General features: G+C 48.8%; 17 protein-coding genes and 1 other annotated feature. Of the genes, 7 read left to right on the top strand and 10 right to left on the bottom strand.

Going from position 1 to position 16152, the window contains the following annotated elements; genetic code table 11:
* The first annotated feature begins 52 nt into the window (after window positions 1-52).
* The 3 genes from CSW98_RS00700 to CSW98_RS00690 are packed head-to-tail and all read left to right on the top strand — an operon-like array spanning window position 53 to window position 3335.
* Window positions 53-817, top strand: coding sequence for an ATP-dependent zinc protease family protein (locus CSW98_RS00700; protein WP_100798531.1), 765 nt, complete (start codon window positions 53-55; stop codon window positions 815-817).
* A 12-nt stretch (window positions 818-829) separates the two neighbouring features.
* Window positions 830-2341: an inactive transglutaminase family protein gene (locus CSW98_RS00695; protein ID WP_100798530.1), complete on the top strand. Its 1512-nt coding sequence runs from the start codon at window positions 830-832 to the stop codon at window positions 2339-2341.
* Between the two features lies 1 nt (window position 2342).
* Window positions 2343-3335: an alpha-L-glutamate ligase-like protein gene (locus tag CSW98_RS00690; RefSeq protein WP_100798529.1), complete on the top strand. Its 993-nt coding sequence runs from the start codon at window positions 2343-2345 to the stop codon at window positions 3333-3335.
* Here CSW98_RS00690 and CSW98_RS00685 read toward each other — a convergent pair.
* Together CSW98_RS00685 and cysS are read right to left on the bottom strand one after the other, a co-directional pair.
* On the bottom strand, window positions 3332-3910 hold the full coding sequence (locus CSW98_RS00685; RefSeq protein ID WP_100798528.1) for a thymidine kinase: 579 nt from the start codon (window positions 3908-3910) through the stop codon (window positions 3332-3334). The two genes, CSW98_RS00690 and CSW98_RS00685, sit on opposite strands and share 4 nt — an antisense overlap.
* Before the next feature lie 6 nt (window positions 3911-3916).
* Window positions 3917-5302 carry a cysteine--tRNA ligase gene (gene cysS / locus CSW98_RS00680; RefSeq protein WP_100798527.1) on the bottom strand — a complete coding sequence of 462 codons (1386 nt, stop codon included), beginning with the start codon at window positions 5300-5302 and terminating at the stop codon, window positions 3917-3919.
* Between the two features lie 214 nt (window positions 5303-5516).
* On the opposite strand from cysS, the gene CSW98_RS00675 reads away from it, so the two are divergent.
* The 4 genes from CSW98_RS00675 to CSW98_RS00660 all read left to right on the top strand — a co-directional run bounded on the left by CSW98_RS00675 (window position 5517) and on the right by CSW98_RS00660 (window position 8724).
* A complete protein-coding gene (locus CSW98_RS00675) occupies window positions 5517-6011 on the top strand; it encodes a peptidylprolyl isomerase (protein ID WP_100798526.1) in 495 nt (164 codons plus the stop codon).
* Window positions 6012-6134: 123 nt separating this feature from the next.
* Complete coding sequence (lpxH, locus tag CSW98_RS00670) at window positions 6135-6866, top strand: UDP-2,3-diacylglucosamine diphosphatase (RefSeq protein WP_100798525.1); 732 nt, start codon at window positions 6135-6137, stop codon at window positions 6864-6866.
* Window positions 6867-6992: 126 nt separating this feature from the next.
* Window positions 6993-8204 (top strand): EAL and HDOD domain-containing protein, encoded by a 1212-nt coding sequence (locus CSW98_RS00665; RefSeq protein WP_100798524.1) that lies wholly within the window; start codon window positions 6993-6995, stop codon window positions 8202-8204.
* 7 nt (window positions 8205-8211) lie between these two features.
* The gene (locus tag CSW98_RS00660; RefSeq protein ID WP_100798523.1) at window positions 8212-8724 is read left to right on the top strand and encodes a YchJ family metal-binding protein; all 513 of its coding nucleotides are present in this window, start codon (window positions 8212-8214) and stop codon (window positions 8722-8724) included.
* A gap of 66 nt (window positions 8725-8790) precedes the next feature.
* Here the strand turns inward: CSW98_RS00660 and hisIE are convergent, their stop codons facing one another.
* From hisIE to hisG, 8 genes are read right to left on the bottom strand one after another with little or no spacing between them, the layout of a single operon-like run.
* Complete coding sequence (gene hisIE, locus CSW98_RS00655) at window positions 8791-9447, bottom strand: bifunctional phosphoribosyl-AMP cyclohydrolase/phosphoribosyl-ATP diphosphatase HisIE (protein WP_100798522.1); 657 nt, start codon at window positions 9445-9447, stop codon at window positions 8791-8793.
* The gene (gene hisF / locus CSW98_RS00650; protein ID WP_100798521.1) at window positions 9444-10217 is read right to left on the bottom strand and encodes an imidazole glycerol phosphate synthase subunit HisF; all 774 of its coding nucleotides are present in this window, start codon (window positions 10215-10217) and stop codon (window positions 9444-9446) included. Before hisF ends, hisIE begins: the two co-directional genes overlap by 4 nt.
* Entirely contained in the window at window positions 10199-10936 is a 738-nt protein-coding gene (gene hisA, locus CSW98_RS00645) for a 1-(5-phosphoribosyl)-5-[(5-phosphoribosylamino)methylideneamino]imidazole-4-carboxamide isomerase (protein ID WP_100798520.1), read from the bottom strand. Before hisA ends, hisF begins: the two co-directional genes overlap by 19 nt.
* Before the next feature lie 11 nt (window positions 10937-10947).
* Window positions 10948-11562, bottom strand: a complete 615-nt coding sequence (gene hisH, locus CSW98_RS00640; RefSeq protein ID WP_100798519.1) for an imidazole glycerol phosphate synthase subunit HisH — start codon at window positions 11560-11562, stop codon at window positions 10948-10950.
* 14 nt (window positions 11563-11576) lie between these two features.
* Window positions 11577-12653: a bifunctional histidinol-phosphatase/imidazoleglycerol-phosphate dehydratase HisB gene (gene hisB / locus CSW98_RS00635; protein WP_100798518.1), complete on the bottom strand. Its 1077-nt coding sequence runs from the start codon at window positions 12651-12653 to the stop codon at window positions 11577-11579.
* A 15-nt stretch (window positions 12654-12668) separates the two neighbouring features.
* Window positions 12669-13709 (bottom strand): histidinol-phosphate transaminase, encoded by a 1041-nt coding sequence (gene hisC, locus CSW98_RS00630; RefSeq protein WP_100798517.1) that lies wholly within the window; start codon window positions 13707-13709, stop codon window positions 12669-12671.
* 2 nt (window positions 13710-13711) lie between these two features.
* The gene (gene hisD / locus CSW98_RS00625) at window positions 13712-15007 is read right to left on the bottom strand and encodes a histidinol dehydrogenase (protein ID WP_100798516.1); all 1296 of its coding nucleotides are present in this window, start codon (window positions 15005-15007) and stop codon (window positions 13712-13714) included.
* Window positions 15008-15011: 4 nt separating this feature from the next.
* On the bottom strand, window positions 15012-15908 hold the full coding sequence (gene hisG, locus CSW98_RS00620) for an ATP phosphoribosyltransferase (RefSeq protein WP_100798515.1): 897 nt from the start codon (window positions 15906-15908) through the stop codon (window positions 15012-15014).
* Between the two features lie 80 nt (window positions 15909-15988).
* Window positions 15989-16119 (bottom strand) — a sequence feature (His leader region).
* Window positions 16120-16152 lie beyond the last annotated feature (33 nt).

Raw genomic sequence — 16152 nt, 5'->3', positions numbered from 1 at the left:
GCGTATTGAGCACAGACTCAACAGTCTATTCACTATCTGTTACAGGTTATTCATGCTGCAAAAGATCATCACCCTTGCTGCCATCAGCGCCCTTTCCGGTTGTACGCTGATGGATGGGGAGAAATACAGCCGGGCAACTATCGATGCCATCAATCAATCCGAAAATAAACTGCAAACCCGCCTCGATACCGTAAACAACGAGATAGCCAGACAACATGGTCAGATCCGGGAGTTAAGCACTGAACTGGCTCGCTTAAACGCAGCCCTTGTCACCCTCAGTAACAATCAGACCCTGTTGCTGGAAGAGCGCCGGGCTGAAAAAGCAGTCCTGACGGTACAGCAGGATCCACAGGGAGAAACACGGGCAGCCTTTCCGTCACAAACACTGGTTCTGGGTTCGGTAGAAAAAGTAAAAATTGATGCCATTAAGACTCAAATTGATGCACGGGTCGATACCGGTGCAGAAACCTCATCACTTAACGCCATGGATATTCAGGAATTTGAACGTAACGGCAAAACCTGGGTTCGTTTTCATATCAACGATTCCGCAGTCCGGGCTGAAGATAAACAGTGGATAGAAGCGCCCATTATTCGCTACGCCAGAATCCGTCAGTCCAGTACAGAGAAAACCGAACGTCGCTCTGTGATCAAGCTATTTATTCAGCTTGGCAAGATCCGTCAGCAGACGGAGTTTACGCTGGCAGACCGCTCGGAAATGTCCCACCCTATGCTGCTTGGCCGGGAATTTATTCAGGATATTGCGCTGGTCGATGTCAGCAAAACCTACTTGCAGTCCAACCAGCAACAAGTGAACTAAAGGTTCGTCACTATGACATCTAAGGTACCGTTTTATCTGGCTATCGCTCTGCTAATCATTGCAGGTCTGGCACTGAGCATCACCCGGCACACTGGCTACGGCGTGCCATGGACACCGGGAGAAACCCGGCAAATTTGGGATATCGAAGCTCGCATTGAATTTACCGCTCAGGACATGCCGGTTAAGCTTTCTCTTGCCGCCCCTGCAACACAAAAAGGCTTTACTCTGGTCAGCGAAAGTGCCTCTTCCCCGGGTTATGGTGTGGCTTATGTCACCACAGATGCAGGCCGACGAGCGGAATGGAGTATCCGTGAGGCTTCCGGCCCGCAGATGCTTTACTACAAAGCACAGTTTCTGGTGGATGAGCACGCCGCAGCCGATAACAAGCTCCCCAATGTCAACAACATAGAAAAGCCGCAGTTTGCCGGGCCACAATTTACCGCAGCAACCGCATTACTGGCTCAGGCCACAGAACGCAGTGCTGATAATATCACACTCACACGCGAGCTGCTGAAACAGCTCAATGACACCGATAATCAGAATGCAGCCCTGCTGCTTAATGACATGGCAAAGGTTCAGGTTGCAGAAAAACTGCTCAGCTATGCCGGTGTCAGTAACCGCTATGCCGGAGTTCTGATGCTGGAAGATGGCCGACGCAGACAAGATCTGAGCCTGATGCTTCAGGTCTGGGATGGCAAAACCTGGCAGTTGTTTGACGCCGAACAGCCCAACCCGGTACAAGCGAAAAATCTGCTGATCTGGGATCAGTCGAATATCTCCCTGCTGGACGTTATCGGCGGCAAAAACAGTCAGGTGCATTTTTCGATGATCGCTGAAGACATCGCCCCTCAACAGGCCAGCCAGAAAAAAGCCGAAGCGGACAACCTGCTGAACTTCTCCATTCACAGCCTGCCGATTGCTGAACAGTCTATGTTTAAGACCATTATGCTGATCCCTGTCGGCGCTCTGATAGTGGTCTTTTTGCGGGTAATTATCGGCCTTAAAACATCCGGAACCTTTATGCCGGTACTTATCGCTGTTGCTTTTTTTCAGACTCAGCTGTTAGCCGGAATACTGGGTTTTTTGCTCATCGTAGGAACCGGGCTGGTCATTCGCAGCTACCTGTCCAGACTGAACCTGTTACTGGTCGCCCGGATTTCCGCTGTGATTATCAGCGTGATCCTGATTATCTCCCTGTTCACTGTCGTGGCCTTTAATATCGGTCTGAATGAAGGGCTGACCATTACTTTCTTCCCGATGATTATCCTGTCATGGACCATTGAGAGAATGTCGATTCTCTGGGAAGAAGAAGGCGGGAAAGAAGTGTTTATTCAGGGGGGAGGCTCCCTACTGACCGCCGTACTGGTCTATCTGGCAATGACCAATTCTTATATCCAGCACCTGACCTTTAACTTTATCGGCATACAGCTGATTATTCTGGCTGCAATTTTGCTGCTTGGCACCTATACCGGCTACCGTCTGACAGAACTAAAACGGTTCCAGCCACTGAGCAGAGATGAATAGTATGCTGACAACACTACTGTCTCCGATCAGACGGCTTTCTGCGGTAAAACTGGCTTCTCCTTTTCAGTTAAGCTCAAACGGTATTATGGGGATGAATCAGCGTAACCACGGGTATATCGGCCGTTACAATGACCGCTCCCTATATCCTCTGGTCGATAACAAATTAAAAACCAAACTGATTGCCGAACAGGCCGGTGCAACCGTACCAACACTGATCGGTGTCATCAGCCATCAGGCTGAGGTCAGACATATCCATCGTCTGGTAGAACAATGGCCGGGATTTGTGATCAAACCGGCTCAGGGCAGCGGTGGCAAAGGCATACTGGTCATTAATACGCATAAAGATGGCGAATACACCAAACCATCCGGCAGCACACTGAATCATCAGGATATTGAACGTCATATCAGTAATATACTGGCCGGACTATTTTCTCTCGGTGGAAGAAACGATGCCGCCCTGATTGAGAATCTGATCCAGTTTGATGACTGTTTTGAAGGATTCAGCTACGAGGGGGTTCCGGATGTGCGGATTATTGTATTTAAAGGCTATCCTGTCATGGCCATGATACGCCTGTCTACGGCCGCCTCTGACGGCAAAGCCAACCTGCATCAGGGAGCAGTAGGCGTGGGACTGGATATTGCCACAGGCAAAGCCGTCCGCGCGGTACAGTTCAACCAGCCAGTCACCCATCATCCGGATACGGGTAAGGAACTGGCAGGTTTGCAGGTTCCTCACTGGGAACGTCTGCTAACACTGGCGGCCAGCGCATGGGAAATGACCGGTCTTGGCTATATGGGAACCGATATGGTGCTGGATAAACAGGAAGGTCCTATGGTGCTGGAGCTGAATGCCCGCCCCGGACTGGCAATTCAGATAGCCAATGGTTGTGGCCTGCTGCCGCGATTACGTCATATTGAAGGCCTAAAACAGCCCATAGAATACCCCCGCTCGGCTGAGCGGGTTACTTACGCAATGAAAGCGTTCGGGGTTTAACGCCCCAGCGCTTCTTTATAGTGTTCACGACAAACCGAAACATATTTATCGTTTCCGCCAATGGCAACCTGATCCCCTTCGGCAATGGGGTTGCCGTGCTCATCGGTTCGGATCACCATATTGGCCTTACGCCCGCAATGGCAGATCGTTTTGAGTTCAACCAGCTTATCCGCCCAGGCCAGAAGGTGCTTACTGCCTTCAAACAGCTCCCCCTGAAAATCGGTGCGCAACCCGTAACACAGTACGGGAATATGCAGCTTATCCACAACTTCCGTCAACTGATACACCTGCTCTTTTGACAGAAACTGGCATTCATCGATCAGGATACAGTGGCGGGGCTTCTGAGCGTGTAATTGCTTTATATCGTCAAACAGATCACTGTCAGCCGTAAACAGCTGAGCATCCGATTGCAGCCCGATACGAGAGCAGACCTTACCCACACCAAAACGGTTATCAATGGCCGCAGTAAAAATAACGGGGTTCATCCCCCGTTCTTTATAGTTAAAAGCTGATTGCAGCAGCGTCGTTGATTTCCCTGCATTCATCGCAGAGTAGTAGAAGTACATCTGAGCCATATCAGATTAACCCCTGCGCCAACTGGTGCCTTCCGGGCCATCTTCCAGGATAATACCCATCTCATTCAGCTTATCGCGAGCCATATCGGCATTCGCCCAGTCTTTTGCGGCACGCGAATCATTACGCAATTTAATCAGTGCTTCAACTTCAGCCACTTCATCGTCGTCTTCCGGTGCTCCGCCTTTCAGGAAAGCTTCCGGCTCCTGGTACAGAATGCCGATCACATCCGCCAGTTCACGCATCAGTGCGCCCAGTTTGGATGCAGATTCAATGTCATCGTTTTTCAGACGATTCACTTCACGAGCCATATCAAACAGAACAGAGTAAGCCTCAGGAGTGTTGAAATCATCATTCATCGCTTCAGTAAAGCGGCTGACATAGTCACTGTCGGCTGCCGGTTCTGCCGAAGGATCCAGTCCACGCAGAGAAGTATACAGACGTTCCAGAGAAGCTCGCGCCTGTTTCAGGTTCTCTTCACTGTAATTCAGCTGACTGCGGTAATGACCAGACATCAGAAAGTAACGCACCGTTTCTGCATCATAGTGCGCAAGAACATCCCGGATAGTAAAGAAGTTGCCCAGAGACTTAGACATTTTCTCTTTATCGACCATGACCATACCGCTGTGCATCCAGGTATTAACGTACTGGCTGTCGTGCGCACAACAGGACTGAGCTATTTCGTTTTCGTGGTGCGGGAACGTCAGGTCAGAACCACCGCCGTGAATATCAAAATGATTGCCCAGAATAGCAGAGTTCATAGCAGAACACTCAATATGCCAGCCCGGACGACCGTCTCCCCATGGGGATTCCCAGACAGGCTCTCCCGGTTTAGACATTTTCCACAATACAAAATCCAGCGGACTGCGCTTGGCACTTTCGATATCTACCCGGGCACCAGCCTGTAACTGCTCCAGATCCTGTCTGGAAAGTTTGCCGTATTCATCGTATTTACTGACTTCAAACATCACATCGCCGTTATCTGCGACATAAGCAAAACCACGCTGGATCAGACTTTCTACCAGTGCAATGATTTCTTTAATATAGTGCGTCGCCCGCGGTTCAACATCCGGACGCTTCATATTCAAAGCATCAAAATCCTGATACATATCTGCAATAAGACGCTCAGTCAGAGTTTCGCAACTTTCTCCGTTTTCTGCCGCACGTTTAATGATTTTATCATCAATATCAGTGATGTTACGTACAAAAGTCAGATCGTAACCCAGAAAACGCAGATAGCGGGAAACCACATCAAAAGAAACAAATGTGCGTCCATGACCGATATGACAAAGATCATAAATGGTAACTCCACAAACATACATGCCAACTTTTCCGGCAACGATTGGCTTAAATTCCTCTTTTTGTTTAGTCAGTGAGTTATATATTTTTAACATGATCTCTATCTAATATTTTGTGAAACAAAGTTGAGCGGCAGTATAACAATTCCGCTCTGCTTTAGTCATCTATTTATCTTATAAGAGTCTCTTATCGCAACCTGTCCCTTCCATTCTCCGTATCCTTTCATATCTATAGCATCACCAAGGTTGACGCCTCACATAGTTACGCTAGAATTCCCGTTTAAATCAAAACAAACAAAGGAAACCTATCATGATCACCCTTCACACTAATTTTGGTGATATTAAAATTCAGCTCAACGAAGAAAAAGCACCGGAAACAAGCGCGAACTTCCTGCAATATTGTCGTGATGGTTTTTATGACAACACCCTTTTCCACCGTGTTATTGATGGATTTATGATTCAGGGCGGTGGTATGACATCCGGTCTGAAAGAAAAAGCGACCCGCGCTTCTATCAAAAACGAAGCCAACAACGGTCTGAGCAACACTATCGGTTCTATTGCGATGGCTCGTACCATGGAACCACATTCAGCCAGCTCTCAGTTTTTTATTAACGTAAACAACAACACCTTCCTGGATTTTAAATCAGAAAGTCTGGATGGCTGGGGTTACTGTGTTTTCGGTGAAGTGGTAGAAGGCATGGACGTTGTCAACCAAATCAAAGGCGTCAGCACCGGTTCTATGGGGATGCATCAGGACGTACCGTTGGAAGAAGTGGTTATTACCGGTACAACCATTGAAGAATAAGTAATACTTATCGTCATTCCCGCGAAGGCAAGAATCCAATAATAGACCAACACTGGTTTAGTCGATCCCTGCCTTCGCAGAGATGGCGATATACAAAGGGAAGACGACACGAAAAAGGCCCTCATGACCACTCTATTTATCTCCGATCTGCACCTGACACCTTCCCGTACGGACATTACTGATTGTTTTATCCGTTTTATGCGCGAAGAGGCCAGCAAAGCCGATGCCCTTTATGTATTAGGCGATCTGTTCGAATTCTGGATTGGGGACGATGACAACAACCCATTCAGCGCCACCATCAAGACCGAATTCCGAACCCTCACCGATCATGGCGTCCCCTGCTATTTTATTCATGGTAATCGGGATTTTCTCGTCGGCAGACGTTTCAGTAAAGAAACCGGAATGATACTGCTGGATGAAGTCTCCCTCATCGACCTCTACGGCACACCCGCGGTGATATTACACGGAGATACACTCTGTACGGATGATCATAACTATCAGGCATTCCGCAAAAAAGTACACCAACCCTGGCTGCAATGGGTCTTTAACCGGCTCCCACTGTTTATAAAAAAGAAACTTGTTGCAAAAATTCAGCAGGGTATTGGCGAAGACAAAAAAGCCAAATCCCTTGATATTATGGATGTTAACCCGTCCGAAGTAGAAAAAGTATTACAGGAAAACCACTCCCGTCTGATGATTCACGGCCACACCCATAAACCGGATATCCACCATATCAGCACAACAAAAGGCGAGATGACCCGTATCGTTCTGGGTGACTGGTACGAACAGGGCTCAGTTCTGGTCTGGCATAAAGATCAGTACACATTAGAGCAACGCGCTTTCAGTGAACAGTAATTAAGCAGGCCATTACACATGTCTGAGACATGATTAAAGAAATTGACCCAATACCATAGCAATTTAAACAAAACCTTTTATTATCTTGTGTATCTATATTTGGTCTGGTTAAGTTACTCTTTAAACATGAAATATTCATACGCGGCACGTCAGCCAATTTTAGACCGTGAGCGAAAAATGATTGGTTACGAGCTGCTTTTTCGTAACAGCCCGAAAAATACCTTTCCCGAAGTCGAGCCGGAACGAGCCACCAGCATGCTGCTTTCAGAGCAGTTCTTTGGTGCCGGAAATAATACGGCAGATAACAAACTGAGCTTTGTTAATTTTCCCTACCAGAGTCTGATCAACCAGATACCAACCCTTTTTCCAAAGAAAAAAATTGTCGTGGAAGTTCTGGAAGATTGTGAACCCACAGAAGAATTGCTGGATGCCATCAAGCACCTCCATCACAAAGGCTATAAAATAGCACTGGACGATTTTGTTCCAACCCCAGGCTGGATACCGTTTCTCCCATTTATTCATTTAATAAAGTTTGATATCCGTATTGTTCCAGTCCGTAAAGCGGTTAAATTTATTGAAAAACTGAAAGGCACTAAGATCCAGTTTCTGGCCGAAAAAGTAGAAACCTACGACGAATTTGAAGAGGCCAGAGAAGCCGGATTTCACTTTTTTCAGGGCTATTTTTTCAGCAAACCCGAGATTATTCAGCACAAAGCGATCGACCCCTCTTTTCTGGCAACAGTTCGCTTGTGTAAGGCAATAGCGAAAGATGACGTTGATTACACAGAGGTTGAACAGATTGTTTCCGTAGATGTTTCCCTGTCATATAAACTGCTGCGTTACGTCAACTCTTCCAGCGCCATCTCATCCAAAATAAGCTCGTTCCATCAGGCGGTTGCTTATTTAGGGGTACAGAGGCTACGTAAATTTGTCTCTTTGGTCGCGATAGCCAGTACTCAGGAAAACAAGCCTGAATTGCTGTATCTCCTATCGATTTTACGTGCCCGCTTCTGTGAGCTGCTGCTGGGTGAGATTCAGCCCGCAGCGGATAAAAGTCAGGCCTTTCTGACCGGAATGTTTTCTCTGCTCGACTCCCTGCTCGACCAACCACTGGAATTTATCGTCGAATCCATCCCGATCGATGATGCCATAAAAGAAGCACTGTTACAGCGTAGTGGCCTGCTGGGTGATATACTTACTCTCACCATCGCCCATGAGCAAGCCAACTGGGATGACGTCAACGAGCTTAGTGATAAGATCGGGGCAACCCCGGACATGCTGCTCAGATGTTATACCGAATCCACCATATGGGCCGAAGAACTGTTTAACAACCAGTGAGTTACTAATGTTTTTATATCCAGAAGGAACACTCTGCCCATGCGGCAGTCAGCAAAGCTATACTGATTGCTGCCAACCTATTCATCGTGAGCACAGCAACGCTGCCCTTCCCGTGCAGCTGATGCGAGCCCGTTACTGTGCGCATGTTTTGCAACTGACGGATTTTGTTGTTGCCACCTACCATCCATCCTGTCATGCAGAAACCGAACGGGAAGGTATTGCCGAATCCGTTCACCTTAACTGGCAAAAACTGGACATTCTGGATGCGCCGACACCGGCAGAAAATGAAGGTTTTGTTGAATTTAAAGCCTGGCTTCAGGATGAAGACGGTATGATGCAGTGCATGCATGAAAGATCCCGCTTTATAAAAGAAAACGGACTCTGGTACTACATTGATGGTGTCTTTCCCGGCGAGGTACAACCTGAATCTCAGAAACCCGTGGTGGCAGAACCGAAAACAGGTAGAAATGACCCTTGTCCGTGCGGTAGCGGAAAAAAATATAAGAAGTGTTGCGGGTAGACGCTTAGCCACCCGCCCAACCCGGTATTTATTCCCACGCAGAAGCGTGGGAATAAGGAAATACCATTACTGATGTCTTTCTTTCAGCTTATTAATTACATCATTCAGCGCCAGCCCCTGATCCTGCAGCAATACCAGCAAGTGATAAATCAGGTCAGCCGATTCACAGATTAATTCCGCCTTATCGCCCGACGTTGCCGCAAGCGCAACTTCAACCCCTTCTTCACCCACTTTCTGCGAAATACGTTTGGTGCCACGGGCGTACAGACTGGCAGTATAGGAAGATTCCGGATCAGCATGTTTACGTTCAGCAAGCAGGGATTCCAGTTGATGAAGCCACACCAGTTGTGATTCTTCCTGCTTATCACCATCAAAACAGGTTGTGGTTCCCAGATGGCAAGTCGGACCGATTGGATTTACTTTGACCAGCAGCGTATCGTTATCACAGTCCAGCGCAATATTTTTCAGTTGCAGAACGTTGCCGGAGGTTTCCCCCTTAGTCCACAGACGCTCTTTAGTGCGGGAGAAAAACGTAACTTGTCCGGTCTGAACACTTTTTTCCAGCGCCGCTTCATTCATATAACCCATCATCAGTACCTGACTGGACTGAAAATCCTGAACGATTGCCGGAACCAGACCATCGACTTTATCCCAGTCGATACGACCGATAAGAGTTTGTACATCCTGTTCTACTTTATACTCACTTGCAGTTGCACTGCTCATAACCGAATCTCCACGCCTTCCGCTTTCAAATACTGTTTTAGTTCGCCAATATTAATGACTTGTTTGTGGAATACCGATGCCGCCAGTGCACCATCAACATTCGCTTTTTTATACGCTTCCGCAAAATGTTCCATCGCTCCGGCACCACCAGAAGCGATCAGAGGCACATGACACACTTCACGCACCATGTTCAGTTGTTGAATATCGTAACCATTACGAACACCGTCCTGATTCATCATATTCAGTACTATTTCTCCAGCTCCCCGCTTCTGCACTTCCTGCACCCAGTCACGGGTTTCCCACTTGGTCGCTTTAGTACGCTCTTCATCACCGGTAAACTGGTAGACCTGATATTTACCCGTTTCTGCATCGAAGTAAGAGTCGATACCGACCACGATACACTGCACGCCAAACTTGTCGGCAAGCTCGGTAATAAGCTCAGGATTCGCCAGTGCCGGAGAGTTAATCGACACCTTATCGGCACCAAATTCAAGGATACGGGCTGCATCTTCAGCAGATTTAATGCCGCCAGCCACACAGAAAGGAATGTCGATCACTTCGGCGACCCGGCTGACCCAGCTTTTGTCGACCACACGACCGTCGGAAGAAGCCGTGATATCATAAAACACCAGCTCATCAGCACCTTCTTGCGCATAACGCTGCGCCAGAGGCACGATATCACCGATAATTTCGTGGTTACGGAACTGAACCCCTTTGACGACCTGTCCGTCACGTACGTCCAGACAAGGAATTATGCGCTTTGCCAGCATTGAAATGCCTCCTCTGCGGTAAATTTTCCATCTAACAGTGCACGGCCAACAATCACACCTGACACACCAGTGCCTTTCAGGGCTTCAATATCAGCCAGAGAGCCGATACCGCCTGACGACTGGAACTGCACCTGCGGATACTGCTTGCACAGATCAACGTACAACGCTACGTTAGAACCAGCGAGTGTGCCATCACGGGAAATATCTGTACACAGCACATGTTTCAGCCCCACGGTCAGGTAACCCTCGATCAGATCTTCGATGGTGACACCTGAGTCTTCCTGCCAACCTGAGATCGCTACCTTACGGGTACCGTTTTCATCGATATTAATGTCCAGCGCCAGAACGATTTTCTCTGCGCCGTATTTTTCCATCCAGCCTTTTACCATTTCCGGCTGTTTTACGGCTGTCGAGCCAATCACAACACGCTGTGCGCCTGCGTTCAGCAAATCAGCCACGTCCTGCTCACTGCGAACCCCGCCGCCAATCTGAATATTCGCCGGAGTACTTGCTAGTAGTCTGGCAATCAAATCCAGTTGACGAGCACTGGTGTCTTTCGCCCCCGTCAAATCAACTAAGTGCAGCCAGCCTGCACCAGCCTGATGATAAAGGTTAAACTGCTCTGCCGGATCAACCTTGTATTCCGTTACTTGTCCGTAATCCCCCTGAAACAGACGGACTACCTGACCTTCAATTAAGTCTAATGCTGGAATAATCACTTAAGTGTTCCTTACAATTCCAAAAAGTTCTGAATCAGCTTTGAGCCCGCTTTACTTGAACGTTCCGGGTGGAACTGAACGCCGTAGTAGTTACCGCTCTGGATAGCTGCTGAAAACGGATTGCCATACTCACAGGTACCGATCGTATAATCGCCTTCCGGCATCGCAAAGCTGTGTACGAAATAGAAGTACTCGCCTGCTTCGATGCCTTTAAACAACGGGTGACCGGCTTTCGCAGTCACCGTGTTCCAGCCCATATGAGGCAGTGGCAGGTCACCAGTCTCCATCCGCTTCACTTCACCGTCGCACAGCCCCAGACATTCAACAATATCATCAGCCTTAGAGCCTTTTTCCTGCGAAAGCTTACCCAGCAGCTGCATACCCAAGCAGATACCCAGCAGCGGCTTTTCTACTTTCTTAACCAGCTTAATCAGGTCGCGTTCCTGCAGGTTCTGCATCGCTTCACTGGCCGTCCCCACCCCCGGCAGAAATAGCTTATCAGCACCTAACACCACGTCAGGATCTTTCGACACCACAACGGTGTAGCCCAGTCGCTGAATCGCAAATTTAACCGATGAAACGTTAGCACAGCCGGTATCAATAATAACAACTTTCTGATTTTCCATAACCGCGAGGCTCCTTACAATACGCCTTTACTGCTTGGCAGTTCGTTACCTTCCACCTTAATTGCCTGACGCAGGGTGCGGCCAAAGGCTTTAAACAGGCTTTCAATAATGTGGTGATCATTTTCACCCGCAGAGGAGAGGTGCAGCGTGCAGGCCAGCGTATCAGTCAGTGAACGGAAAAAATGCTCAACCATTTCCGTCGACAGATCACCCACCATTTCACGGCTGAATTCTGCCTCAAACTTCAGATACGGACGTCCGGACAAGTCCAGAGCACACTGTGCCAGACACTCGTCCATCGGCAGACTGAAACCAAAACGGCCAATACCGCGTTTGTCGCCCAGCGCCTCTTTCAGGGCTTGTCCCAGCGCCAGCGCCGTATCCTCGACTGAGTGATGATCATCAATATGCAGATCACCTTCCACGTTCACTGTCATCTGAAAACCACCGTGAGTCGCGATCTGATCCAGCATATGGTCAAAGAAGCCAAGACCGGTAGTAATCTCGTTCCCCCCCTGCTCATCCAGATTCACCGCTACACGGATATCGGTTTCTCTCGTAGTACGTACCACTTCAGCCACCCGGGCTTTTGGCGCAGTCAGATCCTGCAAAATTTCACGCCAACCCATGGTTTCAGGATTGTACTGAATACCGCGAATGGCCATATTCTCTGCCAGTTGCAGATCCGTTGGACGGTCGCCAATCACCACGGAGGTTTTGAAATCAACCTTACCGCCTTGCAGGTAATCTTTTACCATGCCCAGCTTGGGTTTGCGGCAGGTGCAGTTATCTTCGGCAAAGTGCGGGCAGATAAGTACATCATCAAACGTTACGCCCTGAGATTCGAAGATATGCATCATCAGGTTATGCGGTGCATCAAAATCTTCCTGTGGATAACTGTCTGTACCCAGACCATCCTGATTGGTCACCATCACCAGACGGTATCCGGCATCCTGCAGAGCCAGCAGGCTTGGGATAACATAGGGTTCGAATTGCAGCTTATCTAAACGGTCGACCTGAAAATCAATCGGAGGCTCAACAATCAGCGTGCCGTCACGGTCAATAAAAAGAATTTTTTGTTGGTTGCTCACTTGAATATCCTTATGTTAAGCCAGCTGACTGCCAATAAATGCAGCGATCTTTTCACACTCTTCCCGACTACCGATACTGATACGGACACAATCTTGGATCGGAGAGTTACGCAGAATCATACCGTTATCCCATGCTGCCTTAAACAGAGCATCACCGTCCGGAAATTGCACCAGCAGATAGTTACCCCAACCGTCGAATACTGTCACGCCACTCAGTGGCGACAGTGCCTGCTTGAGATAAGCACGGTTGGCATTCAGTGTCGCAACCTGCTCTTTCGCCCGGGCAAGACCTGCTTCGGACAATGCCTGTACCGCGATATCAGTAACCGGAATTGGCACAGGATAAGGTGCAATAACCTTAAGCAGAACATTGATCAGTGATTCGTTCGCTAAGGTAAACCCACAGCGAAGACCCGCTAATGCAAACGCTTTTGACAGCGTGCGCAAAATAGCCAGATGTTCATATTCTGCCAACAGATCCACGGTTGAGGCTTCGGGACAGAAATCGATATAAGCCTCATCCATCACGACAATGGCACGGTCTTTGGTCATTTCAAGCAAAGTAATAATGTCTTCACGTTTAACCAGATTACCGGTCGGATTATTCGGACTGCAGACAAATACCAGCTTAACCTTATCCAGATTGCCCTGAATACCGTCCAGATCCAGTTGCCAGTCCGTCGTCAGTGGAACCACTTTACGCTCAACACCAATCGTTTCTGCGCTGATAGCGTACATACCGTATGTCGGTGGGCAGTAGAGAATCGCGTCCTCTCCCGGCTCACAAAACGCACGCACCAGCAGCTCGATGCCCTCATCTGCCCCACGGGAAGTCAGTGTCTGCTCCGGTTTCACTCCCGCATAAGCGGCATATGCATTAATCAGAGCTTCCGGCTGACATTCGCTGTAACGGTTCAGGCGGGAAAACGTCAGAGTATATTCATTATTAAACGGGGATTCATTGGCATTCAGCCAGACATCACCACTCCCGCCGATGCGTCTGGCAGAAAGGTAAGGAGTCAGCTCCTGCACCTGTTTGCGGGCAAGTTTTTCCATCCTTATTCTCCTTTCTCAAGCGCTTCAACACGAATAGTCACCGCACGTTTATGCGCATCCAGACCTTCCGCTTCAGCCATAGTCACAACCGTTGGAGCCAAACCTTTCAGGCCATCGGCACTCAGTTCCTGCACTGTCATACGCTTGGAGAAATCCGCAAGACCAAGGCTGGAATAAGTCCGGGTATAGCCATAAGTCGGCAGCACATGGTTAGTACCGGAGGCGTAATCCCCGGCAGATTCCGGAGACCAGTCACCAAGGAAAATAGAACCGGCATTATCCAGATCCGGCAACAGCGCACGCGGATCACGGGTCTGAACAATCAAGTGCTCTGGACCATAGTAGTTCGAAATAGAGACACACTGTTCGATCGAGTCGGCAATCACAATCAGGCTGGAAGCCAGTGCTTTTTCTGCAATCGCCGCACGGGAGAGTGCTTTCAACTGCCGCTGAACCGCTTCTGATACCTGCTCTGCAATATCCTGAGACGGCGTCACCAGCACCACCTGAGAGTCCGGGCCGTGCTCAGCCTGACTCAGTAGATCCGCCGCGATAAAGTCCGGTTTTGCCGAATCATCAGCAATCACCATCACTTCAGACGGACCGGCAGGCATATCAATGGCGGCCCCACGAAAATCATTGCTGACCTGACGCTTGGCTTCGGTTACATACGCATTGCCCGGGCCAAAAATCTTGTCGACTTTGGCTACCGTTTCGGTGCCGTAAGCCATAGCAGCCACCGCCTGACCACCACCGACGTTATACACTTCGTCGATGTTACACAGCTTAGCCACATACAGAATTTCATCAGCAATCGGTGGCGGAGAACACAGCACGACCTTTTGACAACCGGCAATCTGAGACGGGACGCCCAGCATCAACACAGTTGATGGTAACGGCGCACTGCCGCCCGGAATATACAGACCGACTTTATTAATCGGACGAGTCACCTGCTCACAAACGACCCCCGGCTGAGTTTCTACTTTTACCGGTTGCGGGATCTGCGCTTTGTGGAACAGAGAAATATTGGCATAAGCCTGCTTCAGCGCCTGTTTCATTTTTTCGGACAGACGCTCAGAAGCCGCGTCAATGTCTTCCTGTGAAACACGAATGGATTCCGGGCGTACACCGTCAAATTTTTCCGTCAGATCCAACAGCGCCTTATCACCTTCGGTTCTGACTTTATTAATCACGTCACTGACAGCCGCAGTAATATTCGCACCTTCAGTAACGGCAGGACGCTCAAGCGCCGACGCTTTCTGTTCTTCTGTCAATGATTGCCATACCAGAGTCTTCATGGTCTTACTCCATCATCTTCTCAATAGGAAGAACAAGGATTGAGCTTGCCCCCAGCTCTTTCAGCTGTTCCATGGTTTCCCAGAACAGGTTTTCGGTACTGACCAGATGTACTGCAACCCGGTTTTTCTCAGCAGAAAGAGGCAGTACTGTCGGATCCTCCGCGCCCGGCAGCAGAGCTTTAACCTGAGCCAGTTTATCTGTTGGTGCGTGCAGCATAATGTATTTGGATTCTTTTGCCTGAATCACACCCTGCATGCGAGTCAGAAGACGGTTGATTAACGCTTGTTTATCATCGGCAAATTCACCGGCGCGCTGAATAAGCGTTGCCTTAGAACGGAAAATGACCTCAACCTCTTTCAGACCATTCGCCTCCAGTGTTGCCCCCGTTGACACGAGATCAGCAATCGCATCAGCCAGACCTGCCCGCGGAGCCACTTCAACAGAACCGGTCAGCATACAGGTGCTGAAATCGACACCCTGCTCGTCCATATAGGCTTTCAGCAAATGTGGATAAGTGGTCGCAATACGTTTACCGATAAGATCCTGCGGCCCCTTGTATTCTTCCTCTTTATTGACAGCAATAGACAAACGGCAACCACCGAAGTCCAGACGGCGCAGCGTGACAAAATCATTCGGTTCCTTGAGAGCCAGGCGATCCAGCCGCACTTCTTCCAGTTCGTTCTCACCAATAAAGCCCAGATCAACAACACCATCCATCACCAGTCCCGGGATATCGTCATCACGCACCAGTAGCAGGTCAATCGGCATATTTTCGGAATGGACAACCAGACGCTCACCCATAAGATTAAATTTGACACCGCACTTTTTCAGCAACTGCTGACATTCTTTACTCAGGCGGCCTTTTTTCTGAATTGCAATTCTTAATCGTTGTGTTGGCATTACGTAATTCCCTGTTCTTATACCTATTCCGAATTATTTCGAAGCAAGCGTTGAGTGTTAAAGATTATTCCAGTCCTGAAACTAAAAAACCCCCGGAAGTGTTAGCTCCCGAGGGTTCAAATCTTGATGCGTTTGACTCAACCTCCGGGAGTGTGTCTCCCGGGTATGCGTACATCTCCCGAAAGACTACTCAGGATGATGGTGATGATGAATGTTCATTACAAAATTACGCATAGTTTGTCAG

It is taken from the genome of Vibrio sp. HA2012 (assembly GCF_002812955.1).
In the GTDB taxonomy this organism is placed as follows: Bacteria; Pseudomonadota; Gammaproteobacteria; order Enterobacterales; family Vibrionaceae; genus Vibrio.
The sequence above is the reverse complement of the archived record's forward strand: the minus strand, read 5'-3'. Positions and strand labels throughout refer to the sequence as shown.